The following is a 25,227-nucleotide window of genomic DNA, read 5'->3' on the forward strand; positions in this document are numbered from 1 at the left end:
TGATTCCCTCAAGGGGCCCTTCACGGCTTTTGGCCGGGGTTACTCCGCGTTGCTTCCTTCAGCGGCGGGGTCCGGATGCTCCTTGCGCCACTCCTCGTCAGAGGCCTTCCAGGATTCCTCGGCCTGCATGTGGATGTCGGTGATCGCCTTGTCGAAGTTGACCGCGTCCTTGCCCATCCAGCCGACGAAGTTCTTGCTGCTCTTCGCGTCGGCCAGCCCCTTCATGAAGGGGTACAGGTTCGGGTGCGTCTTGAAGTACTCGTCCGGGCCCTTGACGATGTCCTTCCAGACGTTCTTGCCCCCGGTGTACTTCTGGACCTCGGGACGGTTGCACAGGTTCTCCAGCCAGCCCTCGTGCTTCTTCATCCAGCCGAAGTCGTGCACCTTGAACGGCGACTGCGGTCCGGAGGGCCGCCCGGTCCCGCCTTCGTTGCCCTGAGCGTTCCCGTGCTCGCCGCCGCCCTGGTTGCCTTCTTGGTGGTTGTTGCCGCCAGCGTTGTCGTCGTGGTGGTTGCCACCGGTGTTGTCGTGGTTGCCGCCGCCCGCGTTGTCCTCGTGGTTCGTGTTGTTGCCCGGCTGGTCGTCGTGATGGTTGTTGCCGCCAGGCGTGTCTTCGTGCGGGGTGTTGTTGCCGCCGGGAGTGTCCTCGTGGTGGTTGTTGCCACCCGGGGTGTTGTCGTGGCCGGTGTTGCCCGGCGTGTTCTCGTGGTTGCCGCTCCCACCGGGGGTGTCCTCGTGGTGGTTGTTCCCGCCGGGCGTGTTGTCGTGGCTGCCCCCGCCGCCTGGGGCGTCCTCGTGATGGCCATTGCCGCCCGGGGTGTCGTGCGGGCGGTTGGGCGGCGGGTTGAAGTGCTGGTCCGCGGCGAGCCAGGTGTCGAACGGATCGTCCTCGTGCGGCTGGTTGTTCGGCCGCTCCTCGTGCGGGTTGTTGTTCCCGCCCGGCGCGTCTTCGTGATGGTTGTTCCCGCCCGGCGCGTCTTCGTGGTGGTTGTTTCCACCCGGGTTGTCTTCGTGGTGGTTGTTGCCGCCGGGGGCGTCGTCGTGCGGGGTGTTGTTCCCGCCGGGAGTGTCCTCGTGATGATTGTTCCCGCCCGGCTGATCCTCGTGGTGGTTGTTGCCACCAGGAGTGTCCTCGTGCGGGTTGTTGTTGCCCGGCGGGTCTTCGTGGTGGTTGTTCCCACCAGGAGTGTCTTCGTGGTGGTTATTGCCACCGGGCGTGTCCTCGTGCGGCGTGTTGTTCCCGCCGTGGCCGCCCTGCCCACCGCCGCCCCCGCCGCCGTGGCCCCCGGAACCGCCGGGGTTGAGGTCGGTCATCTCGTGGTTGTTGCCGCCGCCGTGCGTCCCGCCGCCGCCGCGCGAGGGCTTGACCTTCTCGGCCAGCTGGGCCAGCCTGCTCGCGGTCCGCCCGCCCAGGCCGACCACCCGCGCGATCTTGGACGCCATCGTCAGCGCCAGCGAGATCCCCGACCGGATCACGTTGCCCACCCCGACCACGATCGACGCGCCGAACGTGAACGCCGCCATGGCGAGCGCGATCAGCATGGTCGCGATGACGTCGCCGAGGAACGTCGTGATCAGGTCGCGGATCAGCGAGCGCACCACGGAGACCAGGGCCATCGTCGTCTTGACCACGTAGCCCGCGGCGTCGACCGCGTGCCCGGCGCTGTCGATCTGGCCGCGCCGGTCGCCGATGTTCTTCTTGAACGCCTCGGCGCCGTCGCCCTGCCAGTTGGCGACCGTCTTCTGCAGCGTGGTGTCCAGGTCCTTCGCCGCGTTGCGCAGATTCTCTGCGGTCTTGTGCAGTTCCTCGGCCATCTTGTTGATCGCCTCGGGCTTGCCGGCGAGCTTGTCGAGGCCCTCTTTGAGGAACGAGATGTGCTCGATCAGCCAGCCGAGCCCGGCGGCGATCAGCTTGCCGAACGGGTCCATGACGAACGCCGCGGTGTCCGCGATCGCGCCGACGATCGACACGCCGATCTCGACGCCGACCGCGGCCGCGTCGCCGCCGTGCAGGTTCTGGATCTCCTGGATCGACGAGACGACGCTGTGCCAGCTGTCCGCGACGCCCGCGCCGGTGGTGCTGTTCTTGTCGGTGATGGGTTCGACGCCGGTCATTTCACCTGCTCCGGCTTGAACTTGTCGAACGCCTTCGCGAGGTCCTGGTCGCCCTTGCTGTACTGCTCGCTGGCCTGGCGCGTCTTGTCCGCGCTGTCGGTCACGTCTTTCGCGACGCCGTGCAGATTGTCGGAGACGACCTTCAACGCGATCCGCGCGGGAATGGCGAGCACCTGTGCCAGCACGACGCCGAACGCGTCGATGTCCCCGCCGTTGGCGTCGTCGACCGCCTTCGCGGAGTCGGTCACCGTGGGCACGGTGGTCTTGTCCATGTACTCGCTGAATTTGTGCAACTCGTCCGTGTGGACGGTGAAGCCGTTCCCTGCCACCAACACTCCTTCGCCTGCCGCGATCGCGCCGCGCCGAGTAGAGCAGCGGCGGCTGAACCGCAGGCGACGTCCGTGCGGACGAAGGTTGAACGAGAGAGCTTCCTGCCCGAGCGTCCGGGCCGGATTGCCCGGAGGGTCAGCCCCGCGCGCTCGGCCGGTTCAGGTAGGCGGAGAAGGACGACAGCAGAGCCGCGACGCCGACGATCGCGGTGACCCACCACGGGCCGCCGGTCACCAGGTTGAACACGAACGCGGCGGCCATCAGGACGGCGGCGATGATGTTCCTGATCTGCAGCCCGGAGGGTTTCGCCATGCCTCCACCTTCTCATGGCGGCGGCGGGCGGGGCTTGCCCGCCGCTGGCTAGGTTGCTAGCATTCTAGAATGGCCGGTGAAGAGGTCAAACAATTCAACGTCTACCTGCCGGTCGAGCTGATCAAGCAGGTGAAGTACCGGGCGATCGAGAACGAGCAGTCGCTGTCCGCGCTGGTCACCGCGGCTTTGCGGGCTTATCTCGACACCCCGGCCGAGCAACGAGAGGACGGCTGACGTGAGCGACGGCATCACCATGCTTTTCATGGAGACGCACAACTGGGGCAAGACCGCGAAGTTCCTGCAGCGCGTGGGTTTCAGCCTCGATTTCGAGACCGACCACAACTCGGGCCAGCTGTCGAACGGCGACGGCGTGCCGGTGTTCGTCGCCGAGGTCCCCGAAAGCCAGGAGACGCGCACGAGCGTGGTGGTGGCGGTGCCGGACGAGTCGGTCGACGCGGGGCTCGACGTCGTCACCCCCTTCGAGGACACCCACTACGGCACGCGCGAGATGACCGTGCGAGACCCGGACGGCCGAGCCTGGATCCTGCGGGCCCCGAAGTGAGCGAACCGGACCACACAGCGGTGCGCGTCGCGTTGTGGCGCGCGCTGCACGTGCTCGCCGATCCGCCGCCGCACGCGCTGGTCGACGAGATCGGCCTCCGGCTGGCGGATCCCGGCCCGGACTGGCGGTCCCGGCCGGACATGGACCTCGATTTCACCCAGCGGTTCCGCGCGGGAATCGCGCTGCGCAGCCGGTTCGTCGAGGATCTGGTGCGCGAACGCGGGGTCTCGCAGTACGTCCTGCTCGGCGCCGGGCTGGACACGTTCGCGCAGCGGGAGCCGGAGCTGGGCGTGCGGGTGTTCGAGATCGACCAGCCGGGCACGCAGGAGTGGAAGCGGGAACGGCTGGCCGCGCTGGGCCTGCCCGCGCCGCACCGGTTCGTGCCGGTCGATTTCGAATCCGGCGATCAATGGCCGGAACGCTTGGCCGCCAACGGTTTCGAGCTGGCGAAGCCTGCCGTGGTGGCGTCGACGGGCGTCAGCATGTACCTGACCCGAGAGGCGAACGCCGCGACGTTGCGCGCGCTCGCCGGGTTCGCGCCGGGCACCGTGGTGGCGATGACGTTCCAGATGCCGGAGGAGTACCTGGACGGACCCGACCGCGCGGCGCGAGCAGCGGCGATGAAGGGCGCGAAGGCCGCCGGGACGCCGTTCGTGAGCTTCTTCGCGCCGGACGAGATGCTGGATCTCGCGCGGGAGTGCGGTTTTGCGGAGGTCCAGCACGTCAGCGCGGTCGAGCTGAACAAGCGATATCTGTCCGGTCGGTCGGACGGGCTGGAGACGGCGGGGGAGGAGTTCCTGGTGGCGACGGTCAGCTGAACTCGGGTTCGCTGTACTCGACCGGAAACCCTTCGGCGGTAAGGAAAGCGTGCAGCTGGGCGGCCAGATCGTCCTTCTCCGCGCCAGCCTCCATCGAGGTCGTGACCGTGGCTTCCCATTCGCCGTAGACGGAGTGCCGCCACGGCCGGATCGTCCACGCCAGCTCGACGCGGCCGCCGGAGTGGTAGGTCGCGGAGACGAGCAGGTCCCGGTCGGCGTTGACCCAGCGTCGCTCGCCTTCCCAGCCGCGGAAGTCGAGGTTGTCGAGGAATCGGGGGAGGCCGCGTCCGGTCACGAAGTTGTCGACGCCCTCCAGCCGGGCGTCGAGGCCAGGTGGCTGGACGCGCACTGTGAAGAACAGCACCCGGTTTACGGTGCCGTTTGCCGCCGGGAACTGATCACCCCGGTGTTGAACCCGGCCAGATGCAACCCGCCCGCGAACCGCGCGTGCTCGATCTTCACGCAACGGTTCATCACCACGTCCAGCCCCGCCTCTCGGGCGCGGTCCGCCGCCGGTTCGTGCCACAACCCCAGCTGCAGCCACAACGTCCGCGCTCCGGCGTCGATGACCTCCTCGGCCACCCCGGGGAGGTCATCGTGCTTGCGAAACACACTCACCAGGTCCAGCTCGCCGGGCACGTCCGCCAGCGACGGATACACCGGCCGCCCCAGCAACGTGTCGAGCCGCGGGTTCACGAAGTTGACCTCGTACCGCGTCGAAGACAGCAGATACGTCGCCACGAAGTAGCTAGGCCGCGCCGGATTCGCCGACGCGCCCACGACCGTCACCGATTTCGTGCGCCCGAGAAGACGCCGCCGTTCGACCGCGCCGACGTCGTAACTCATGCGTTCACCGCCTTGTCGAGGGCCTGGTCGAGATCCCACAGCAGGTCCTCGACGTCCTCCAGCCCGACCGACAGCCGGATCAAGTCCGCGCCCACGCCCGCCGCGGCGAGCTGGTCCTCGGACAGTTGCGCGTGCGTCGTCGACGCGGGATGGATCACCAAGGTCCGCGCGTCGCCGACGTTCGCCAAGTGCGACAACAGCTCCACCGACTCCACGAATTTCTCGCCCGCCGCGCGCCCGCCCTTCACCCCGAACGAAAACACCGCGCCCGGCCCCTGCGGCAGATACCGCGCGGCCCGCTCGTGATCCGGATGATCCGGCAGCCCCGCGTAGGACACCCACGCGACCCGCGGGTCGGCGTTCAAGTACTCGGCGATCGCCCGCGCGTTGACGACGTGCGCGTCCATCCGCTGCGGCAACGTTTCCACGCCCTGCAGCAGCAAAAACGCCGAATGCGGCGACAGCACCGCGCCGATGTCGCGCAACTGCTCCGCGCGCAGCCGCGTGCAAAACGCGTACTCGCCGAAGTTCTCCCAGTACTTGAGCCCGCCGTAACTGTCGACGGTCTCGGTCATCCGGGGGAAGTTTCCGTTGCCCCAGTTGAAAGTCCCGGCTTCGACGACGACCCCGCCGAGCGTCGTGCCGTGTCCGCCGAGGAACTTGGTGGCCGAGTGCAGGACGATGTCCGCGCCGTGCTCGATCGGGCGGCAGAGGTACGGCGTGGCGAGAGTCGCGTCGACCACCAGCGGGATGTCGTGCGAATGCGCGAGATCAGCCAGCCCGGCGAGGTCCGCGATCGCGCCGCTCGGGTTGCCGATCACCTCGGTGTAGATCAGCTTCGTGCGGTCGGTGACCGCTTTGGCGTACTCCTCGGTGTCGCCGTGCACGAACGTCGTCTCGACGCCGAACCGCGCGAGCGTCCCGGTGAGCTGCGTGACCGTCCCGCCGTACAGCCCGGCTGCCGACACGATGTGGTCGCCGGACTCCGCGAGCGCCGAGAAGGTGAGGAACTCCGCCGCCTGCCCGCTGGCCGTCGCGACCCCGCCGATGGCCCCCTCGAGACTCGCAATGCGCTCCTCGAACGCCGCGACGGTCGGGTTGCCGATCCGGCTGTAGACGTTCCCGTACTTCTGCAGCGCGAACAGGTTGGCCGCGTCGGCCGCGTCCTCGAACACGAAGCTGGTCGTCTGGTAAATCGGCACCGCACGGGCCCCGGTGGCGGGGTCGGGAGTGCCGCCGGCGTGCAGGGCGCGGGTGCGGAAGCCCCAGGTACGTTCGCTCATCGACCGCCACGCTAACCCAGCTCCGCCGCTGGCGGCTATTCCTCCCGGAGTGTGATCGGGCGGGCGCGCCAGACCACCGCGAGTGCCGGATCACCGGCGGGGTCCGGCTCGATCCGCTCGACTGCGAAACCTTCCCGTTCGTAGAACGCCGCGGCCCGCTCGTTGGCGGCGAAGTGTTCGATGCGCAGTTGGTCGACGCCCTCCGGCAGGTGGCCGGCGAGGGCGTCGAGGAGTCGTGGGCCCACCCCGCGGCCGCGGTGCTCCGGGTCCAGGTAGAGCTTGTAGACGACGTGGTCCGACCCGCACTGTCCGACGCCGACGACGCGCCCGGTTCGGCCAGGCGTACTCGGGTCACTGCACGTCGTCTCGCTTCCGCCAAGTGCTCACCGAAACCGCCAGCGTCACCTCTCGGCCCGTCGCAGCGTCGAGCCGCTCCCGTCGCCCGTCCCGGTCCAGATGGAAGCCCGCGGGCCCCATCGCCACGACATCCCGCACCTGCGCCGCACTGAACGGCTGAGTCCGCACCACCTCAACCCCGGACTCCCGCACGAACAACCCGCCCAGTGCGGCTTCGAGTCGTTCTTCCTTCCGCGAGTCGACCGCGAGCACCAGATCGCCCAGCTCCACGAGATGTCCCGGCAACGGCGACGCCACCACGAGCTTCCCGCCCGGCGCGAGCACCCGGTGGAACTCGGCGGCGTTCCGCGGCGAGAACACGTCCAGCACCACCGACGCCACCCCGTCGCCCACCGGCCACGGCTCCCACAGGTTCCACACCGCCGCGCCCAGCCGCGCGTGCGCCCGCGCGGCCCGCCGCAACGCCATCGCCGAGACGTCCAGTGCGAGGCCGACCGCGTCCGGCGCGGAGTCCAGCACCCGCGAGAGGTAATAGCCAGGCCCGGCGCCGGCGTCGATGATCAATCCAGGAGCAGAACCGGCGGCAGCGACCGCTTCGGCCAGCGGCGCGTACGCCCCGGATGACAAGAACGCCGCCCGCGCGTCCACCATCGGGGTGGTGTCGGCGGTCCCCGCCGGGATGCGCGCGTGCAGGAGGTTGACGTAACCCTGCCGGGCCAGATCGAACGAATGCCGCCGCTCGCAGCGCAGCGTCCGGCCGTCCAGCGCGACCGGCTCCGCGCACACCGAACAGCGCAGCGCTTCGATCACCCGGTTAGGTAATGACATAGCGTAATTCGACCATGACGTTGCCTAACCGGACACTTCGCCCCCGCTCCCCGGAAACGTCCCCGTAACAACCACCACGCCGGAGTTCACGAGCGGGAAACGTGAATCGAAGCCCCGCGAAACACCCGGGGCCAACACTTCCTCAGCAGTTGCCCACGGCACGGGAGGACGATTGTGCTGAACGCCGGAGACACCGCCTGGGTGCTGATCAGCGCCGCGCTGGTCATGCTCATGACCCCGGGCCTCGCGTTCTTTTACGGCGGCATGGTCCGCGCGAAGAGCGTTTTGAACATGTTGATGATGAACTTCATCGCACTCGCCATAGTCGGGGTGCTGTGGGTGCTCTTCGGGTTCTCGCTGTCCTTCGGCAACGACGCTTTCGGCGGCCTGGTCGGGAACTTCGACTACGCCGGCCTGTCGGACGCGTTCGGCAAGCTCGTCGGCCTGGCGAGCGAAGGGCCGCCCGCGGTTCCGTGGCCGGGTCCCGACGCGTTGCCGTTGCTCGCGTTCTGCATGTTCCAATTGATGTTCGCGATCATCACCCCGGCGCTGATTTCCGGCGCTATCGCGGATCGCGCGAAGTTCTGGGGCTGGACGCTTTTCGTGACAATCTGGGTGATTGTCGTGTATTTCCCGGTCGCGCACTGGGTGTTCTCGTTCGACGGATTCACCGGCAAGGACGCGGTGGGCGGCTGGATCGCCAACCAGCTCAAGGCGCTCGACTTCGCGGGCGGCACGGCGGTGCACATCAACGCCGGCGCCGCGGGTCTCGCCCTCGCGCTGGTGCTCGGCAAGCGCAAGGGCTGGCCGAAGGACACCGGCCGTCCGCACAACGTCCCGTTCGTGCTGCTCGGCGCGTCGCTGCTGTGGTTCGGCTGGTACGGCTTCAACGCCGGTTCGGCCCTCGGCGCGAACGACCTCGCGGGCGTCGCGTTCACCAACACCACGGTCGCGACCGCGGCCGCGGTGCTCGGCTGGCTGGTCGTGGAACAGCTGAAGTTCGGCAAGCCGACCACTCTCGGCGCGGCTTCCGGCGCGGTCGCCGGTCTGGTCGCCATCACGCCCGCCTGCGGTTTCGTGAGCCCGCTCGGCTCGATCGCGATCGGCCTGATCGCCGGGGTGCTGTGCGCGCTGGCCATCTCGCTGAAGTTCCGCTTCGGCTTCGACGACTCCCTCGACGTCGTCGGCGTGCACCTCGTCGGCGGTCTCGTCGGCACCATCCTGATCGGGTTCTTCGCCACCAAGAGCGTGAACTCGGCGGGCGCGGACGGCCTGTTCTACGGCGGCGGCTTCAAGCAGCTGGGCATCCAGGTCGTCGCCGCGCTTGCGGTACTGGGCTACTCGTTCATCATGACCTTGATCATCGGCTTCGCGATCAAGAAGGCGGGCGGATTCCGCGTCAGCACCGAGCACGAGGTCAGCGGCATCGACGAGGGCCAGCACGCGGAGAGCGCCTACGACTTCACCGGCATGGGCGGCCTCGGCCACTCGGCGACGTTCCCGGTCAAGCCCGTCACGAAACTCGAGGAGACCAAGGCATGAAGCTCATCACCGCGATCGTCAAGCCGTTCACGCTCGACGACGTCCGCTCCTCGCTGGAGCAGCTGGGCGTGCTCGGGATGACGGTGAGCGAGGTCCAGGGCTACGGCAGGCAGAAGGGCCACACCGAGGTCTACCGGGGGGCCGAGTACTCGGTGGATTTCGTGGCCAAGCTGAAGATCGAGGTCGTGGTGGACGACGTCGTCGTCGAGAAGGTCCTCGACGCGGTCACCACCGCCGCGCACACCGGGAAAATCGGCGACGGGAAGGTCTGGGTGACGCCGGTGGAGACGGTGATCCGCGTCCGCACCGGTGAACGCGGCACGGACGCGCTGTAGCCGATGACCGACGGGGGAGAACTCGCCCGAGCCACTGCGCTGCTTCTCGAAGGACGGCACGGAGCACCCGCACTGCGGGCGTCCCTGGTCGATCTCTACGAGTTCTGGCTCGGGAAAGGAGCGACGGCGGCCGGCGTCGACACCGCGGACCCAGGTGTCGCGCTGGTCGCCGTAGGGGGGCTGGGACGGCGCGAACTGGTGCCGTACTCGGATCTCGATCTAGTGTTGCTGCACAACGGAAACGGTGAGATCGGAAAGATCGCCGACGCCCTGTGGTACCCGCTGTGGGACGCGCGAGTCGGCCTGGATCATTCAGTCCGAACCCCTGGCGAGGCCCTGAAAGTCGCCGCGGAGGACCTTCGCACCGCGCTAGGTCTCCTCGACGCCCGGCACCTGGCTGGCGACCCAGCCCTCAGCGAACGCCTTGCGTCCGCCGCCCGCGACCAGTGGCGGCGCACCGCCCGCAAACGCCTGCCGGAGCTCGCTGAATCCGTCCACACCCGGTGGCGGCGCAGCGGCGAGATCGCCCAATCCGCCGAACCAGACCTCAAACACGGCCGCGGCGGCCTCCGCGATTTCGGCGTACTGGAAGCCCTCGCCGCGGGCCAGCTCACCGCACGCCCGGGCGAGGAACTGTTGGCAGCCAAGCAACTCCTGCTGGACGTCCGCACCGAACTGCGCCGCGAGTCACGTCGCGAACGAGACATCCTCGGTGCCGCCGACGCCGACGTCGTCGCGCACGAACTGGAACTCGGCGACCGATTCACCCTGGCCCGCAAGCTTTCCGGCGCGGGACGGACCATCGCCTACGCCGTCGACGTCGCCCTTCGGTCCACTGTGGAGCAACCACGCCCACGCTTCGGCAGACGCCCCGTCCGCCGCCCGCTGGCCGAGGGTGTCGTCCTGCACGGCGACGAGGTCGCACTGGCCCGAGACGCGCTCCCGGCCCGAGACCCGGCCCTCCTGCTTCGCGCCGCCGCCGCCTCCGCCCGCACCCGAAAACCCATCTCGCCAGGCACTCTGCGCACCCTCGCCGAATCCGCACCCGAACTCCGCGAACCCTGGCCGGACGACGCCCGCAACGCACTCGTCGAACTGCTGGGCGCGGGGGAGGGCCTGGTCGACGCAGTCGAAGCCCTAGACCGCACCGGCTTGTGGTCCCGGCTGTTCCCCGAATGGGGTGCCGTACGCGACCTGCCGCCGCGCTCCCCGGTACACCAGTGGACAGTCGACCGGCACCTAGTCCAGGCATGCGTCGAAGCAGCGAAACTCACCACCACCGTGTCGAGGCCGGACCTGCTGCTGATCGGCGCGCTCCTGCACGACATCGGCAAGGGCCGAGAGGCCGACCATTCGGAACTGGGCGCGAAAATCTCCGCCTCGGTAGCGCGACGACTGGGCCTGCCGCCCGCGGATGTCGCGACCGTCTCCGCCATGGTCCGCCACCACCTGCTGCTCCCGCACACCGCGACCAGACGCGACATCGGCGATCCCGCGACCATCTCGCGCGTGGTGAAAACCCTGGACGGCGACGTCGTCCTGCTGGAACTCCTGCACGCCCTGACCCGCGCCGATTCGCTGGCCACCGGCCCCGGCGTCTGGACCGACTGGAAGGACCGCCTCCTGGCCGAACTGGTCAGCGGCTGCGAGGAAGCGGTGCACGGCAAGGGTTTCACCCCGCCCGAGCCGTTGGACGACGACCAACGCGACCTAGTCGCCGAGGCCGCCCGCACAGGCACTGGCCAAATCCGGATCTCCGCACACGGCAAGGTCGTCACCGTCCTGCTGGCCGTACCCGCGGACCGCGAACTGCTGGCTCCCGCAGCCGGAGTCCTGGCCCTGAACTCGTTGGAGGTCCACTCTGCCGTCCTGCGCGAACATTCCGGCCGCGGCCGAGCAGGCGTCTTCACGGCGTCGCCGAAGTTCGGCTCCCTGCCAGACCCCGCACTGCTGCGCGAACAGTTCGCCCGCGCAGTAGCCGGAACGATGCCGTTAACCCAGCGCCTGGCCGCGAAGGAACGGGACTACGCCACTTCGTCACCAGCCGTGGTCAAGCCAGTAGTCCGATGGTTCGACGACGAAACAAGCGGCCCCGACGCAGTCGTGCTGGAACTACGCGCCGCCGACCGCATCGGCCTCCTGTTCCGCGTAGCCAGTGCCCTGCGCCGCGCCGAAGCCGACGTCCACTGGGCAAAAGCCGCAACCCTGGGCGGCGCGGTAGTCGACTCCTTCGCCCTCTCGCCACGCTCCGGCCACGTCACTCCACAGTGGCGAACCACCATCACCGACGCCGTCCTGACCGCCGTCTCCTGACCGTCCGTGAAGGGCTCCTTGAAGGAATCAGATTCCCTCAAGGAGCCCTTCACGGACAGCTGGCCAGGGCATGCAGACCTGGCCGGATTGCGCCATCCGGGCTCACCCATCCGGGGTGTCGGAAGCGACAAAGCCGATTCCGGTGGCAGGATGGCAGGTCCGACCGAGGGGGCGAGGTGAACGCGGTGCGAGGTCACGAGAACCTGCCCGAGCTTTCGCTGCCTCCGACAGTCGTCGCCGGACACCTCCGCACCTGCGCCGAAGAACTCTCCGCCCTCCTGCGAGGCGACGGATCAGCCGCCACCCTCAGCGAACTATCCGAAGTGGTCACCCAGCTGGTCGCAGGCCAACACGCCCTCTCCCACGCCTTGGCAGGTCTCGCCGGCCGCATGGACGTCCGCAACCCCGCGCTGGCGACAGTCTCGCCGTCCGAAGTGGAAGTCCTCACCGAAGTCCTCCAAGCCGCCGCCTGCGCCGTGAGCTGCTCGGCCGAGGAACTCGCCGACGCCGAACCGCTTTTCGAGTTCACCAGCGACTCCGCGGGACCCGACACCCGCGTTTGAGTAGGACTACTCAGCCCGGATTGAGGGACTTCACGCTGCCGCGCGCCCGCCCCCGGACGGCAGACTTCTCCTCAACGCCGGGCGGTCGAGGGGGAACCGCTCCGCGTGCCCGCGGCGGAAGGCCTCCTGGGGAGGTGAGCTCTTCCGCCACAGTTCCGGGGACGGCCGTGGGGAGCGGCCGCCCCGGAACTCCCCGGGCTCAGGAATCCGCGATCCGCGCCAGCAGCCCGGCCGCGAGCCGGAGCAGTTCCTGTTCGGTGGGGCTCAGCGTCCGTTCGAGGGCCGCGGCCAGCCACGTTTCCCGCGCGATCGAGTACTGGCGCAGCTCCCGCAGTCCGGCCGGGGTGAGGTCGATCAGCGACCGCCGCCCGTCCGCCGGATCCGGAGTGCGCGTGATCAGCTCGCGTTCGGCCAGCGAGGCCAGGATCCGCGTCAGCGACTGCGGATGGATCCGCTCGGCCTCGGCCAGCTCGCCCGGCGTGTGCGTGCCGCCCCGGTACAGCCGCGAAAGCACCGCCAGCACGGCCGGTCCCGGAGCGGGCGCCCCCGCCTCGAAGCGCATCCGCCAGTTCAGCCGTCCGACGCCCTCGCGCACCGTCCGGGCCAGCGTCGCCAGCTCATCGGCCCGGTCCGCGTCGGGTTCGGTCTCCATAGGCCCAGATTAGGCGGTTTCCCCTCGCACCAACGCGGCATACCTCCCGTCCGCCGCCAGCAGTTCCGCGTGCGTCCCCCGTTCGACGATCCTCCCCGCGTCCAGAACCGCGATCTGGTCCGCATGCTCCACAGTGGACAGCCGATGCGCGATGGCGATCGTCGTGCGCCCGGCGGCGAGCCGGTCCAGTTCCGCCTGCACCGCCCGCTCCGTGCGGTTGTCCAGCGAACTCGTCGCCTCGTCCAGGATCAGCACGGGCGGATTGCGCAAGAGAATCCGCGCGATCGCCATCCGCTGCTTCTCCCCGCCGGAAAACCGGTACCCGCGTTCCCCGACAACGGTGTCGTACCCCTCCGGCAGCGCGGCCAGCGTGTCGTGAATGTGCGCGGCCTTCGCCGCGGTCTCCAGCTCCTCGTCGGTCGCGTCCGGCTTCGCGAACCGCAGGTTCTCCCGCACCGACGCGTGGAACAGATACGTCTCCTGCGAAACCAGCCCGACCCCAGCGGCCAGCGACGCGAGCGTCACGTCCCGCACATCCGTCCCGTCCACGCACACCTTTCCCTCGGTCACCTCGTACAACCGAGCGACCAGATAGGCGAGCGTCGTCTTCCCGGAACCCGTCGACCCGACCAACGCCGTCGTGGTCCCCGCAGGCACGTCGAGATCGATGTCGCGCAATGTCCACGGACCCTCGTCGTCGTAGCGGAACGACACCCCGCGCATCGAAACCGCTCCGCCGCGAAGGACCAGCTCACGCGCGCCCGGCCGGTCGCCGATCTCCACCGGCAGATCGAGCACCTCGAAGATCCGCCCGAACAACGCCTTCGCCGACGCGACGTTCTGTCCCACGGTCTGCATCGCCGTCGCAGGCGCGAGCAGCCGGTTCAACATGCTGGTGAACGCGACGACAGTGCCCAGCGAGATCGGTGCCGCACCACCCGCGAGCTCCAGCCCGGCAGCCCAGTAGACCAGCGCCGGGACGATCGTCAGGCTCATCGACCGCGCCGCCCGCTGCCACCGTCCGGCCAGCGCGGCATTGCGCTCCAGCGCCGCGACCTCGCGCGATTCCTCGGCGAACCGGTCGCGCATCAGCTTCGCGTTGCCCATCGTCTTCGCCAGCAGCACGCCGGTGACCGACAGTGATTCCTCGACGATCGTGGTCAGCCGGGCCATCCGCCGGGTCCGGCCGCGGGCGAGCTTCCGCTGCTTGCCGCCGAGCCGCAGCGTGAACAGCAGGAACAACGGCACGACGACCAGCGACAACAGCGCCAGCTGCCAGTCCATGACCAGAATCGCCACCGCGATCGCCAGCGCCGTGGTGCCGTTCTGCACGATCGACGCGGCGGTCCCGGTCACGACGTTGTCCACGCCGCCGATGTCGTTGAAGACCCGCGACAGCACCTCGCCGGTCTTGGTCCGGGTGTAGAAGCCCAGCGACATCCGCTGCAGATGGCTGTACACGGACACCCGCAGCTCGTTCATCACCCGCTGGCCGATGGTGTTGGACAGCCCGGTGGTCCGCACGCTCAGCGCCGCGGACCCGAGCGCGGCGGCGATCATCCCCGTCGCCAGCAGGCTCACCAGCAGGGCGTCGCGGTGCGGCAGCGCGGTGTCCAGCATCTCCCGCAGCAGGAACGGCGAGGCGACGCCCAGCCCGGCCTGCACGACCAGCAGCACGCACAGCCCGGCCAGCGCCCGCCGGTGCGGCCGGAACAGGCCGGCGATGCGGCGGAACGGCGCCTGTTCTTCCTCGTCTCCTGCCGGTTCGGCGAGCGTCGGACGCCGGGCAGTAGCTGATGTCATACGCCTATGTTTACTTAATTTCCGAGCCGGTGCGAGCGTTTTTCGCATGGTTGAGCTGTTGCCACGTCGTCGGTTAATACGCGCACGCGTAGTACCCTTCCCGTACCCGTGAAGGCCGGGCGGCCGGGGCGGCTACCCTCGGAAGATGCCGGGGGTGCCGAGCACCGCCCGGCACGCGAACTTTCGACCCAGCTGGAGCGTGCACCCCCGTGTTCGACACCCTCTCCGATCGGCTCACCTCGGCCCTGCAGTCGCTCTCGCGCAAGGGCAGGCTGTCCGACGCCGACATCGACGCGACCGCGCGCGAGATCCGCATCGCGCTGCTGGAAGCGGACGTCGCGCTCCCGGTGGTCAAGGCGTTCATCGCGAAGATCAAGGACCGGGCGAAGGGCGCCGAGGTCTCCCAGGCGCTGAACCCGGCGCAGCAGGTCGTCAAGATCGTCAACGAGGAGCTCGTCGGCATCCTCGGCGGCGAGACGCGGCGGCTGAACCTGGCGAAGAACCCGCCGTCGGTGATCATGCTCGCTGGTCTCCAGGGTGCTGGTAAGACGACGCTGGCGGGCAAGCTGGCGATGTGGCTGAAGAAGCAGGGCCACGCGCCGATGCTGGTCGCCTGCGACCTCCAGCGGCCGAACGCGGTCAACCAGCTGCAGATCGTCGGCGAGCGCGCGGGCGTCACCACGTTCGCGCCGGAGCCGGGCAACGGCGTCGGCGACCCGGTCGACGTCGCCCGCCGCGCGATCGAAGAGGCCAAGCACGCGCAGTACGACATCGTCGTGGTCGACACCGCGGGCCGGCTGGGTGTCGACGAAGAGCTGATGAAGCAGGCCGCGGATATCCGCGAGGCCGTGCAGCCGGACGAAGTCCTGTTCGTGGTCGACGCGATGATCGGTCAGGACGCGGTCACCACCGCCGAGGCGTTCCGCGACGGCGTCGGCTTCACCGGCGTGGTGCTCACGAAGCTCGACGGCGACGCCCGCGGTGGTGCCGCGCTGTCCGTGCGCGAGGTCACCGGCCAGCCGATCCTCTTCGCGTCCAACGGCGAGAAGCTCGAGGACTTCGACACGTTCCACCCGGACCGGATGGCCTCGCGCATCCTGGGCATGGGCGACGTGCTGACCCTGATCGAGCAGGCCGAACAGCACTTCGACCAGGAGCAGGCCGAACAGGCCGCGCAGAAGCTCACCAGCGGGCAGCTCACGCTGGAGGACTTCCTCGAGCAGATGCTCGCCGTGCGCAAGATGGGCCCGATCGGCAACCTGCTCGGCATGCTGCCCGGCGCGGGCCAGATGAAAGACCAGCTCGCGTCGGTCGACGACAAGCAGCTCGACCGGTTGCAGGCGATCATCCGCGGCATGACGCCCGCCGAGCGCGCCGACCCGAAGATCATCAACGGCTCGCGCAGGCTGCGCATCGCGAACGGCTCCGGCGTGACCGTCCGCGAGGTCAACGACCTGGTCAACCGCTTCTTCGAGGCGCGCAAGATGATGGCGCAGATGGCCGGCCGGTTCGGCTTCGGCGGCGGCGGAGGCGGCGGAAGCAAGAACCGCAAGGGCAAGAAGGGGAAGAAGGGCAAGGGGCGCGGCCCCACGCAGCCGAAGATGCGCGGCGGGATGCCCGGCGGCATGCCGATGCTTCCCCCCGGCGGCGGCATGCCCGGCGGGATGCCGGACCTGTCCCAGCTCGGCGGCATGAACGACGTGCCCGGCTTCGACCCGTCCAAGTTCAAGCTGCCGAAGGACCCGAAGAACAATTGAGCCCGCTGCGCCTTTCCGGCACCGTCCTGCCCGACGGCGAACCGCGTGACCTCTGGATCCAGGACGGAAAGCTGTCGTTCGAGCCGGTTCCCGGCGCGGAAACGCTGTCCGCCGGCGGATTCGTGGTCCCCGGGCTCGTCGACGCGCATTGCCACCCGGGCCTCGGCCCGAGCGGCGGGCTGTCGGTGGAGGAAGCGGCGGAGCAAGCCGCGACCGACCGCGACGCGGGCACCCTGCTAATCCGCGACTGCGGCCTGCCGCTCGACGTCCGGCCGCTGCAATCGCGCGCCGACCTGCCCACGATCATCCGCTGCGGACGGCATCTGGCGCTGCCCAAGCGGTACATCCCCGGGTTCGCGATCGAGCTGGACGACCCGGCGCTGCTGCCCGAAGCGGTCGCCGAACAGGCCCGCGACGGCGACGGCTGGGTCAAGCTCGTCGGCGACTGGATCGACCGCGGCGAAGGCGACCTCGCGCCGCTGTGGCCGGACGACGTGCTCGCCGAAGCCATCCGCATCGCCCACGACCTCGGCGCACGCGTCACCGCGCACGTGTTCGGCGAAGCTGCGTTGCCAGGCCTGATCGGCGCGGGCATCGACTGTCTGGAACACGGCACCGCGCTGTCGCCAGACCAGCTAGCCGAACTCGCGCGCCGCGACGTCGCGTTGGTGCCCACGCTCATCAACATCGAGAACTTCCCCGGCATCGCGGACAAGGCAGGCAAGTACCCGACGTACGCGGCCCACATGCGCGCGCTGCACGCAGGCGTCGGCGAGATGGTGTCCTCGGCGGTTGAAGCGGGCGTACGCGTCTTCGCGGGCACGGACGCGGGCGGCATGGTCGACCACGGCCGTATCGCCGACGAGGTCGAAGCGCTCCACCGCGCGGGAATGTCGCGTACGCAGGCGCTCGCGAGCGCGTCCTGGGAAGCGCGCGAATGGCTCGGCCACCCCGGCATCGAGCACGGCGCCCCGGCGGACCTGATCGTCTACGCCGACGACCCGCGCGAGGATCTCGCCGCACTGCACCACCCGACCCACATCGTCTTGGGCGGCACGGTCTTCCACTGATCGCCCCAATGCCACATTGGGTGCGTCAGACGCACCCAATGTGGCGTTCGGTGCGTCGCACGCACCCAATGCCACATTGGGGTTTTCCCCGCAGCGCGCGGGTTCTCTTCCCTCCCGACAGACCCGGCACGCGATGCCGAGGTCCAGCGCGGTTGAAGTCCGTGAAGGGAACCCTGCGGGAATCAGAGTCCCTCAGGGTTCCCCTCACGGACGCGAGCAACGAGCAGCGAGCAACGGCTACGAGCGAGTGCGACGCGACCCCGCCTCGATGCGCCACAGCACAGGCACATAGCGTGAACCCGTGGCCGAAGACGGTGGGGGAAAGCGAATTCTGGGCGCCCATTGGGCCTTTGCCGCGTTCTTCTTCGGAGTCGCCGGCTACTACCTCGTCACCCTCCTCACCGCCGCCGCATTCAACCGCCACGTCGGCGACGACGACCCGGTCGAGGCGTACGCGGGACCGTTGCTGCTGCTGGCCTTCCTGCCGAACCTGGTCCTCGGCCTCGGCCCGGCGATCGCCTCCCTGCGCTACGGCTCCGGCCTCGAACGCGACTTCGGGCTCCGCACGCGCGGCCGCGACCTCCGCATCGGCCTCGCCTGCGGCCTGCTCGCGCTCGTCGTCGGCTTCGTGCTGAACGCCGCCGAAATCGCCGTCTTCGGCGGCGACGAGGTGTCCGACAGCCCGCTCACCGACCTGCCCGACGTGTCCGGCGGCAGCCCGGTCTGGCTCGTCACCACCGCGCTCGTGCTGGTGATCGCCGTCCCGCTCACCGAGGAGCTGCTGCTGCGCGGGGCGCTCTGGAACGCACTGGCGCACTACAAGATCCCGCCGTGGGTGGTGCTTGTGCTCACCTCGCTGGTGTTCGCGCTGCTGCACGGCGAGACCACGCGCACGATCGCGCTGTTCGGCCAGGGCCTCGTCCTCGGGCTGGCGCGGCATTACTCCGGCCGGACCTCGGCGAGCGTGCTCGCGCACGCGGCCAACAACCTGCCGCCCGCCGTCCTGCTCTTCACCGGGCACTGAGCGCGGGCGGACCTGGAGTGAACCGGTGACCGGTCGAGTACTGTGCGAAACCATTTCGGCCGCTAGGCTCGACCGGTGAGCAGAGCGAGCACGGGGAGGCGGGCGTGACCACATCACAGCCCCGTGAACCCCTCTCCAGTGCGCTCTCCCCGGAGGACTTCGTGGCCGAACCGACCGCGTTCCCGGCGCATCGCTGGGGATTCGGGGCGTTCCTGCTGGTCGAGGCCGTTCTGCTGGCCTCGGCCGCGTTCATCGGCGCGCTCGCCGGGCCGACGGCCCCGGGCAGGCCGCTGCCGATCAGCACGGTGCTGCTCGGCACGATGCTGCCCACCATGATCGCCGCCGGCGTCGCGGTGCTGGTCACCGTCGTCCGCGGCAACGGCCCGAAGCTCGACCTGCGGCTCGAATGGCGCTGGGCGGACGTCTGGACCGGGCTCAAATTCGGCATGCTCGGCCTCGTGCTCACCTCGCTGAGCGCCTACGTGTGGACCGAGTTGGTCGGCTCGGCGGACGCGACCTCGGCGATCAGCGCGCTGGTCGACGACCGCAAGATGTCCGTGCCCGCCGCCGCGGTGATGTTCGGCTACCTGTGGCTGCTCGGGCCGATCTGCGAGGAGATCATCTACCGCGGCCTGCTCTGGGGCGCGGTGGAGCGGCTGCAGTGGCGCAGCGAGCGGTGGGGGCGCTTCGCCGCGTTCCTGCTGTCCACCGCCGTTTTCGCGGCCAGCCACCTGGAACCGCTGCGCACCACGCTGCTGCTGGTGATCTCGATCCCGATCGGGCTGGCCCGGCTGTCCACCGGAAGGCTGGCCGGCAGCATCGTCGCGCACGCGGTCAACAACTTCCTGCCCGCGGTCGCGATCCTGCTGGGCGCGCTCGGGCTCGCGTCGTTCTGACGCTGGTCGCGCACGCGTAACCGGGGCCTTGTGCGGGCTCGGCGACGGGCATCTGGCAGAATGTTCGCTTGCCCGCTTCCGCCGGACCCTCTCGCCGTGTGGAAGCTCCTGACCTCCGGGCGCCGCGAGCCTGTCCCCACGGGTTCCGCGCGCGCCCTGCACCACACAGCACTGAGGAGTACCCACACCCGTGGCCGTCAAGATCAAGCTGCAGCGCCTCGGCAAGATCCGTGCGCCGTACTACCGCATCATCATCGCCGACGCGCGCACCCGCCGGGACGGCAAGGCCATCGAGACGATCGGCAAGTACCACCCGAAGGAAGAGCCGAGCTTCATCGAGGTCGACACCGAGCGGGCGCAGTACTGGCTGGGCGTCGGCGCGCAGCCGACCGAGCCGGTCCAGCGCATCCTCGAGATCACCGGCGACTGGCAGAAGTTCAAGGGCCTGCCGGGCGCCGAGGGCACCCTGAAGGTGGCCGAGCCGAAGCCGTCCAAGCAGGACCTGTTCAACGCGGCGCTGGCCGCGGCGGGCGAGGAGCCCTCCACCGAGGCCACCACGCCGAAGAAGAAGTCGGCCCCGAAGAAGGCCGACAAGGCCGAGGCCGGCGAAGCGGCTGAGGGCGAGAAGTCCGAGTGAGCTTCCTCGCCGACTCCCTCGAGCACCTGGTGCGCGGGATCGTCGACAACCCGGACGAGGTCCGGGTCGAGCTGCTGACCACGCGTCGTGGCCGCACGCTCGAGGTGCACGTCCACCCCGACGATCTCGGCAAGGTGATCGGCCGGGGCGGGCGCACCGCGACCGCTCTGCGCACCGTGATGGGCGGCATCGGCGGCCGCGGCGTCCGTGTGGACGTCGTCGACACCGATCGCTGACCCGGATCCTCGGAAACGGTCAGGTATGGACGTCGTAGTCGGCCGTATCGCGAAGGCGCACGGCATCCGCGGCGAGCTCGCGGTCGACGTGCGCACCGATTCGCCGCAGCAGCGGTTCGCGATCGGTGCGGTCGTCACGACGAAGCTGCGCGACGGCAGCACGAGAGAACTCACCATCGCAGCCGCCCGCGAACACAGCGGGCGGCTGCTGGTGCGTTTCGAGCAGGTGCTCACCCGCGATGTCGCGGAAACCCTGCGCGGGGCCCTGCTCCTGGCGGACACCGACACCCTGCCGCCCACCGGCGACCCGGACGAGTTCTACGACCACGAGCTGGCTGGCCTGAGCGCCGAACTGGCCGACGGGACAGTCGTCGGCAAGGTCGTCGAGGTGGTCCATTCTCCGGCCGGCGAACTGCTCGAACTCGATCACGACGGGCGCTCGGTGTTGGTACCTTTCGTCCGCGCCATCGTTCCGGTGGTGGATGTCGCGGGGGGCCGGGTCGTGCTCGATCCGCCCGAAGGCCTCCTCGACGCTGACTGAGGGGGAGTTCGTGAAGTTCTGGACGAAGGCTGTTTTCGCAGCCGTTCTGGCCACCGCTTTCGCCGCGCCGCCCGCGCAGGCCGCTTCGCCGGTGTACGGCGACTTTTCGCTGATGTTCCAGCGCAGCGCCGGCCAGTACGCCCCGCCGGGGGAGAAGGCGTTCCAGTGGGCGTGGTCGCCGCAGTCGGCCACCGAATCGCAGATCACCTGGGGCGACCCGGTCACGTGGCCGCCGGCGACCGCTGAGCACTTCGTCCGCTCAGGCGACTGGGTGCTGCTCGACGGCTGGGACGGCAACGGCACGTACTACTCGCAGCGGGTCACCGAAGAGTCGGCGTGCGACGGCGCCACGTGCACGCCGATCCCGTCCGACGGCGGCCGCCAGCACTACGTGCGCTGGACCGTGCCGTCCACCGATTACCGGCTCGTCGCGCGCGGCACGATCACCGAGCAGAGCTCGGGCAAGGTCGTCCACTTCGAACATCTGCAGACCTGGGGCGCGCCCGCTCAGTGCTCGAACGCCCGCTTCGGGGCGCGCACCTGCGTCACGCAGACCGAGACGTGGTCGGACGACAACGGGCTGCCCGCCGGGTCGCCGATCCGCCAGACCCTGCACCGCAGCATCAAGATCGCGCAGGGGCTCGGCATGGCCTTCGCGATCGACCAGGACGTCCCGAGCCCGTGGCACGCCGAGGCCACCGAGTACTGGAACTGGTAACCGCTTGCGCATCGACGTCGTCACCATTTTCCCCGAGTACCTGGACCCGCTGCGCGCCGCGCTGCTGGGCCGGGCGATCGACCGCGGCCTCATCGAGGTCGGCGTGCACGACCTGCGCGACTGGACCCACGACGTCCACCGCGCGGTCGACGACGCCCCGTACGGCGGCGGTCCCGGCATGGTCATGAAGCCGCAGATCTGGGGCCCGGCCCTGGACGACGTGTGCGGCGAAGGGACCCGGCTCGTGGTCCCGACCCCGGCGGGCAAGCCATTCACCCAGGAGCTGGCGCACGCCTACGCCGAGGAAAAGCACCTGGTGTTCGCCTGCGGCCGCTACGAGGGCATCGACCAGCGGGTGGTGGACGACGCGGCCCGCCGGATGCCGGTCGACGAGGTCTCGATCGGCGACTACGTGCTGGTCGGCGGCGAGGCCGCGGTGCTGGTGATCGTCGAGGCCGTGGTCCGGCTGCTGCCGGGCGTGCTCGGCAACGCGCGCTCGGCGGCCGAGGACTCGTTCTCCGACGGCCTGCTCGAAGGCCCCAGCTACACCCGCCCGGAGGTGTGGCGCGACCTGGCGGTGCCGGACGTGCTGCGCTCGGGCAACCACGCGCTCATCGACCGCTGGCGGCGCGACCAGGCGCTCGAACGCACCGCGCTGCGGCGGCCGGATCTGCTCGCCCAGCTGCCCGAGGGCAGCCTGGACAAGCGGGACCGGCAGGTGCTCGACGGGCTGGGCGACCAGCCCGGATAGGCCCCGTGCGAGGTCTCCGGGGGCCTCTGCCATAATGGATTGGTTGGCGTGACGCGTGGTGCTTTACATGTGCCCAGAGCAGATGTAAAGACGCGATGCCAGCCGTGAATGCCATCAGCCCCGGGCTAGTCGCAGTGAACTCCACTGCGCGCTCAAGCTGTACGTAAGCCACACGAATACGAGGACGGACCACCGATGAACACCCTGGACGCGCTGGACGCGCAGTCACTGCGTTCCGACATCCCGGCCTTCCGCCCCGGCGACACGCTCAAGGTGCACGTCCGCGTCATCGAGGGCAACCGCGAGCGCAACCAGGTCTTCCAGGGCGTCGTGATCCGCCGGCACGGCGGCGGCGTCCGGGAGACCTTCACCGTCCGCAAGGTCTCGTTCGGCGTCGGCGTCGAGCGCACCTTCCCGGTGCACTCGCCGAACGTGGCCGAGATCGAGGTCTTCAAGCGCGGCGACGTGCGCCGGGCGAAGCTGTACTACCTGCGCGAGCTGCGCGGCAAGAAGGCCAAGATCAAGGAGCGCCGCGAGAACCGCGAGACCACCTCTGCCCGCTGAGTGGCGAGTCGGTTACCGGTAGCCTGGCGACGTGGTCGAACCTGTGTCGCGGAACGCCGATGAGGACGGCCCCGAACGCCCGGAGGAGGACCAGGAACGGTCCGGCGGGCGTCGGGGGTCGCACCGGCGAGGCAAGTCCTCGAAAAAGCGGTCGTTCTGGAAGGAACTGCCGATCCTGATCGTGATCGCCCTGGTGCTCACGATCGTGATCCAGGCGTTCCTGGCGAAGGTCTACATGATCCCCTCGGGATCGATGGAGGCCACGCTGCACGGCTGCCCCGGCTGCACCGGCGACCGGATCCTGGTCGACCGCGTCACCTACGACTTCACCGACCCCTCCCCGGGGGATGTGATCGTGTTCAAGGGCCCGCCCGCGTGGACCGAGAACGAGATCGCGCCGCAGGAGTCGAGCAACATCGTCGTGCGCGCGCTGCGCGGCCTCGGTTCGCTGGTCGGCTTCGCGCCGCCGGACGAGCGGGACTTCGTCAAGCGCGTCATCGCCACCGGCGGCCAGACCGTCCAGTGCTGCGACGACCGCAACCGGGTGATCGTCGACGGCAAGGCCCTCGACGAGCCCTACATCCACTGGGCAGACGACCACCACCGCGTGCAGGAGTCGTTCGCCCCGGTGAAGGTCCCGCAGGGCGCGCTCTGGGTGATGGGCGACAACCGCAACGACTCCGCCGATTCGCGCTACCAAGGCGGCGGCGGGCCCAACGGTGCTGTTCCCGTGGATGACGTCATCGGCAAGGCCCGCGTCATCGTGCTGCCGCCGAGCCGCTGGGGCGGCATCTCGGACCACAATCCGCAGCAGAACGCCCAGCCGGTCGCGCTCGGCGCGACCGCGTGGCAGCAAGGGCTGCCGCTCGGCATCGGCTTCGCCACCGCGGTGCCGACGCTCTTCGTCGGACGCCGGTTGAAGGCAGGCCTCCGCAAGGCGGCCGGCCGGAGACGGTAAGCGGTGCGCTCCGTCCGCGACTTCCGGGTGGTGCTTCGGTGACTCTCCCTCCTCCCCGCACTCCGGCGGAACCGCTGCGTCCGCCGCGCGCTGTGGTGCGCGGCGAGCTGTTCTGGGGTCTGCAAGGCGCTCTCGAACGACGCGGCCTCGGCCCGGTCGCCGGTGTCGACGAGGCTGGCGCCGGAGCCTGCGCGGGCCCGCTCGTGGTGGCTTCCTGCGTGCTCCGTCCTGGCGACGGCGCGCGACTGCCCGAGCTGACCGATTCGAAGATGCTCACCGCGAAGGCCCGGGACCGGGTGTACGACCGGGTCCTGCAGCGCGCTCTCGACTACTCGGTGATCGTCATCCCCTCCGAGCAGGTGGACCTGCTCGGCATCCGGGTGATGAACCTGGAAGGCATGCGCCGCGCCGTCGCCGGCCTGCGCACCCATCCCGGGTACGTCCTCACCGACGGCTTCCCGATTCCCGGCATCCCCGCGCCGAATGTCGCGGTGATCAAGGGAGACCGCAGCGTCGCGAGCATCGCGGCGGCGTCGGTTCTGGCGAAGGTGACGAGGGACCGGATCATGGCCGGCCTGCACGAAGAGTTGCCGGCGTACGGCTTCGACGTGCACAAGGGCTACAGCACCTCGGACCATCTGGCTGCGCTGAGTGAGCACGGCCCGAGCCCGGTGCACCGCTGGTCCTACACGAATGTCGCCACCGTTGCCCTCGCGCACGGACTCACTGCCCCGCATCCGGTCGTGCTCACCTACGCTGCACTGGAGAATGCCCTGGAAAAAGCGGGCGGGCCGGTCCGTGCCCCGGGCCGCTCGGTGGGTAAGAATGAACGCTCCGCCGCCGGAGCAGGACGAACGCGAGGAGGGGCGCGGATTTCATGAGCGCAGAGGATCTCGAGAAGTACGAGACCGAGATGGAGCTCTCGCTGTACCGCGAGTACCGCGACATAGTGGGCCAGTTCTCGTACGTGGTGGAGACCGAGCGGCGGTTCTACCTGGCCAACGCAGTGGACGTGCAGGTGCGCGACGGCGGCGGCGAGGTGTACTTCGAGGTGCGCATGTCGGACGCCTGGGTGTGGGACATGTACCGCCCCGCCCGGTTCGTGAAGCACGTCCGGGTCATCACCTTCAAGGACGTCAACGTCGAGGAACTCGACAAACCCGACCTGCGGCTCCCCGAGGACGGCCCGTTCTCGGGCTGACCCCCGCTCGCTTCGCCACGAGGCCACCCGGCACCGCCCGGGTGGCCTTCGTCGTCTCCGCCCCCCTGCACACCGCCCCGACAATTCGCTCTGGCTTCGGGCTCTCGGACCGGCTTTGATCCACAACCCCCCGGTTATCCACAGCCGAGGGAAATCCCCCTGGCGCGGCTTCCGGTCACGTTGCGATGGTGAAAGCACACGCACCGTGACCGACG

Annotated in this window: 29 protein-coding genes and 1 pseudogene; 20 read left to right on the top strand and 10 right to left on the bottom strand. The window is 69.4% G+C overall.

What is annotated here, in order from left to right; translation table 11 throughout:
* Window positions 1-39: 39 nt before the first annotated feature.
* The 3 genes from ABD156_RS38650 to ABD156_RS38660 all read right to left on the bottom strand — a co-directional run bounded on the left by ABD156_RS38650 (window position 40) and on the right by ABD156_RS38660 (window position 2,757).
* Window positions 40-2,115 (bottom strand): hypothetical protein, encoded by a 2,076-nt coding sequence (locus ABD156_RS38650; RefSeq protein ID WP_344285989.1) that lies wholly within the window; start codon window positions 2,113-2,115, stop codon window positions 40-42.
* Complete coding sequence (locus tag ABD156_RS38655) at window positions 2,112-2,444, bottom strand: type VII secretion target (protein ID WP_344285990.1); 333 nt, start codon at window positions 2,442-2,444, stop codon at window positions 2,112-2,114. Before ABD156_RS38655 ends, ABD156_RS38650 begins: the two co-directional genes overlap by 4 nt.
* Window positions 2,445-2,580: 136 nt before the next feature.
* On the bottom strand, window positions 2,581-2,757 hold the full coding sequence (locus ABD156_RS38660) for a hypothetical protein (protein WP_167441866.1): 177 nt from the start codon (window positions 2,755-2,757) through the stop codon (window positions 2,581-2,583).
* Window positions 2,758-2,826: 69 nt separating this feature from the next.
* Between ABD156_RS38660 and ABD156_RS38665 the strand changes: the two genes are divergently transcribed.
* The 3 genes from ABD156_RS38665 to ABD156_RS38675 are packed head-to-tail and all read left to right on the top strand — an operon-like array spanning window position 2,827 to window position 4,137.
* Window positions 2,827-2,991, top strand: a complete 165-nt coding sequence (locus ABD156_RS38665) for a ribbon-helix-helix protein, CopG family (protein ID WP_344285991.1) — start codon at window positions 2,827-2,829, stop codon at window positions 2,989-2,991.
* A gap of 1 nt (window position 2,992) precedes the next feature.
* Window positions 2,993-3,319 carry a VOC family protein gene (locus ABD156_RS38670; protein WP_344285992.1) on the top strand — a complete coding sequence of 109 codons (327 nt, stop codon included), beginning with the start codon at window positions 2,993-2,995 and terminating at the stop codon, window positions 3,317-3,319.
* A complete protein-coding gene (locus tag ABD156_RS38675; protein ID WP_344285993.1) occupies window positions 3,316-4,137 on the top strand; it encodes a class I SAM-dependent methyltransferase in 822 nt (273 codons plus the stop codon). Before ABD156_RS38670 ends, ABD156_RS38675 begins: the two co-directional genes overlap by 4 nt.
* Here ABD156_RS38675 and ABD156_RS38680 read toward each other — a convergent pair.
* The 5 genes and pseudogenes from ABD156_RS38680 to ABD156_RS38700 all read right to left on the bottom strand — a co-directional run bounded on the left by ABD156_RS38680 (window position 4,130) and on the right by ABD156_RS38700 (window position 7,451).
* Entirely contained in the window at window positions 4,130-4,501 is a 372-nt protein-coding gene (locus ABD156_RS38680) for a DUF6228 family protein (protein WP_344285994.1), read from the bottom strand. The two genes, ABD156_RS38675 and ABD156_RS38680, sit on opposite strands and share 8 nt — an antisense overlap.
* 5 nt (window positions 4,502-4,506) lie before the next feature.
* Complete coding sequence (locus ABD156_RS38685) at window positions 4,507-4,983, bottom strand: CoA-binding protein (protein ID WP_344285995.1); 477 nt, start codon at window positions 4,981-4,983, stop codon at window positions 4,507-4,509.
* Window positions 4,980-6,266, bottom strand: a complete 1,287-nt coding sequence (locus ABD156_RS38690) for an O-acetylhomoserine aminocarboxypropyltransferase/cysteine synthase family protein (RefSeq protein ID WP_344285996.1) — start codon at window positions 6,264-6,266, stop codon at window positions 4,980-4,982. Before ABD156_RS38690 ends, ABD156_RS38685 begins: the two co-directional genes overlap by 4 nt.
* A 35-nt stretch (window positions 6,267-6,301) precedes the next feature.
* A pseudogene (locus tag ABD156_RS38695) lies at window positions 6,302-6,586 on the bottom strand (GNAT family N-acetyltransferase); the annotation flags it as partial.
* Window positions 6,587-6,617: 31 nt separating this feature from the next.
* Window positions 6,618-7,451: a putative RNA methyltransferase gene (locus ABD156_RS38700; protein WP_344285997.1), complete on the bottom strand. Its 834-nt coding sequence runs from the start codon at window positions 7,449-7,451 to the stop codon at window positions 6,618-6,620.
* A 174-nt stretch (window positions 7,452-7,625) separates the two neighbouring features.
* On the opposite strand from ABD156_RS38700, the gene ABD156_RS38705 reads away from it, so the two are divergent.
* The 4 genes from ABD156_RS38705 (at window position 7,626) to ABD156_RS38720 (ending at window position 12,204) form a co-directional block, all read left to right on the top strand.
* Window positions 7,626-8,993: an ammonium transporter gene (locus ABD156_RS38705; RefSeq protein ID WP_344285998.1), complete on the top strand. Its 1,368-nt coding sequence runs from the start codon at window positions 7,626-7,628 to the stop codon at window positions 8,991-8,993.
* Window positions 8,990-9,328, top strand: a complete 339-nt coding sequence (locus tag ABD156_RS38710; RefSeq protein WP_043827775.1) for a P-II family nitrogen regulator — start codon at window positions 8,990-8,992, stop codon at window positions 9,326-9,328. The genes ABD156_RS38705 and ABD156_RS38710 overlap by 4 nt, the downstream gene beginning before the upstream one ends.
* Before the next feature lie 3 nt (window positions 9,329-9,331).
* A complete protein-coding gene (locus ABD156_RS38715; RefSeq protein WP_344285999.1) occupies window positions 9,332-11,641 on the top strand; it encodes a [protein-PII] uridylyltransferase in 2,310 nt (769 codons plus the stop codon).
* A gap of 185 nt (window positions 11,642-11,826) precedes the next feature.
* Window positions 11,827-12,204: a hypothetical protein gene (locus ABD156_RS38720; RefSeq protein WP_344286000.1), complete on the top strand. Its 378-nt coding sequence runs from the start codon at window positions 11,827-11,829 to the stop codon at window positions 12,202-12,204.
* Between the two features lie 199 nt (window positions 12,205-12,403).
* Here the strand turns inward: ABD156_RS38720 and ABD156_RS38725 are convergent, their stop codons facing one another.
* Window positions 12,404-12,856 (bottom strand): MarR family winged helix-turn-helix transcriptional regulator, encoded by a 453-nt coding sequence (locus ABD156_RS38725; RefSeq protein WP_344286001.1) that lies wholly within the window; start codon window positions 12,854-12,856, stop codon window positions 12,404-12,406.
* Between the two features lie 9 nt (window positions 12,857-12,865).
* Window positions 12,866-14,659: an ABC transporter ATP-binding protein gene (locus ABD156_RS38730; protein WP_344286002.1), complete on the bottom strand. Its 1,794-nt coding sequence runs from the start codon at window positions 14,657-14,659 to the stop codon at window positions 12,866-12,868.
* A 209-nt stretch (window positions 14,660-14,868) separates the two neighbouring features.
* Between ABD156_RS38730 and ffh the strand changes: the two genes are divergently transcribed.
* The 13 genes from ffh to ABD156_RS38795 all read left to right on the top strand — a co-directional run bounded on the left by ffh (window position 14,869) and on the right by ABD156_RS38795 (window position 25,012).
* Entirely contained in the window at window positions 14,869-16,416 is a 1,548-nt protein-coding gene (ffh, locus tag ABD156_RS38735; RefSeq protein WP_344286003.1) for a signal recognition particle protein, read from the top strand.
* Window positions 16,417-16,421: 5 nt separating this feature from the next.
* Complete coding sequence (locus ABD156_RS38740; RefSeq protein WP_425546125.1) at window positions 16,422-17,486, top strand: amidohydrolase family protein; 1,065 nt, start codon at window positions 16,422-16,424, stop codon at window positions 17,484-17,486.
* 301 nt (window positions 17,487-17,787) lie between these two features.
* A complete protein-coding gene (locus tag ABD156_RS38745) occupies window positions 17,788-18,510 on the top strand; it encodes a CPBP family intramembrane glutamic endopeptidase (RefSeq protein ID WP_344286005.1) in 723 nt (240 codons plus the stop codon).
* Between the two features lie 104 nt (window positions 18,511-18,614).
* Window positions 18,615-19,406, top strand: coding sequence for a CPBP family intramembrane glutamic endopeptidase (locus ABD156_RS38750; protein WP_344286006.1), 792 nt, complete (start codon window positions 18,615-18,617; stop codon window positions 19,404-19,406).
* Between the two features lie 190 nt (window positions 19,407-19,596).
* Window positions 19,597-20,043 carry a 30S ribosomal protein S16 gene (rpsP, locus tag ABD156_RS38755; RefSeq protein WP_344286007.1) on the top strand — a complete coding sequence of 149 codons (447 nt, stop codon included), beginning with the start codon at window positions 19,597-19,599 and terminating at the stop codon, window positions 20,041-20,043.
* Window positions 20,040-20,279 (top strand): RNA-binding protein, encoded by a 240-nt coding sequence (locus ABD156_RS38760; protein ID WP_003103110.1) that lies wholly within the window; start codon window positions 20,040-20,042, stop codon window positions 20,277-20,279. The genes rpsP and ABD156_RS38760 overlap by 4 nt, the downstream gene beginning before the upstream one ends.
* Window positions 20,280-20,304: 25 nt before the next feature.
* Window positions 20,305-20,820 (top strand): ribosome maturation factor RimM, encoded by a 516-nt coding sequence (gene rimM / locus ABD156_RS38765; RefSeq protein WP_344286008.1) that lies wholly within the window; start codon window positions 20,305-20,307, stop codon window positions 20,818-20,820.
* A 10-nt stretch (window positions 20,821-20,830) separates the two neighbouring features.
* On the top strand, window positions 20,831-21,538 hold the full coding sequence (locus ABD156_RS38770; RefSeq protein ID WP_344286009.1) for a hypothetical protein: 708 nt from the start codon (window positions 20,831-20,833) through the stop codon (window positions 21,536-21,538).
* Between the two features lie 4 nt (window positions 21,539-21,542).
* Window positions 21,543-22,289 (top strand): tRNA (guanosine(37)-N1)-methyltransferase TrmD, encoded by a 747-nt coding sequence (gene trmD / locus ABD156_RS38775; RefSeq protein WP_344286010.1) that lies wholly within the window; start codon window positions 21,543-21,545, stop codon window positions 22,287-22,289.
* A 195-nt stretch (window positions 22,290-22,484) separates the two neighbouring features.
* Window positions 22,485-22,853 carry a 50S ribosomal protein L19 gene (gene rplS / locus ABD156_RS38780; RefSeq protein WP_067589193.1) on the top strand — a complete coding sequence of 123 codons (369 nt, stop codon included), beginning with the start codon at window positions 22,485-22,487 and terminating at the stop codon, window positions 22,851-22,853.
* 31 nt (window positions 22,854-22,884) lie between these two features.
* A complete protein-coding gene (gene lepB, locus ABD156_RS38785) occupies window positions 22,885-23,811 on the top strand; it encodes a signal peptidase I (RefSeq protein ID WP_344286011.1) in 927 nt (308 codons plus the stop codon).
* 92 nt (window positions 23,812-23,903) lie between these two features.
* The gene (locus ABD156_RS38790) at window positions 23,904-24,692 is read left to right on the top strand and encodes a ribonuclease HII (RefSeq protein ID WP_344286109.1); all 789 of its coding nucleotides are present in this window, start codon (window positions 23,904-23,906) and stop codon (window positions 24,690-24,692) included.
* A complete protein-coding gene (locus ABD156_RS38795; RefSeq protein WP_003096226.1) occupies window positions 24,689-25,012 on the top strand; it encodes a DUF2469 domain-containing protein in 324 nt (107 codons plus the stop codon). The genes ABD156_RS38790 and ABD156_RS38795 overlap by 4 nt, the downstream gene beginning before the upstream one ends.
* The last annotated feature ends 215 nt before the right edge of the window (window positions 25,013-25,227 follow it).

This window comes from Amycolatopsis albidoflavus, from assembly GCF_039525725.1.
GTDB lineage: Bacteria > Actinomycetota > Actinomycetes > Mycobacteriales > Pseudonocardiaceae > Amycolatopsis > Amycolatopsis albidoflava.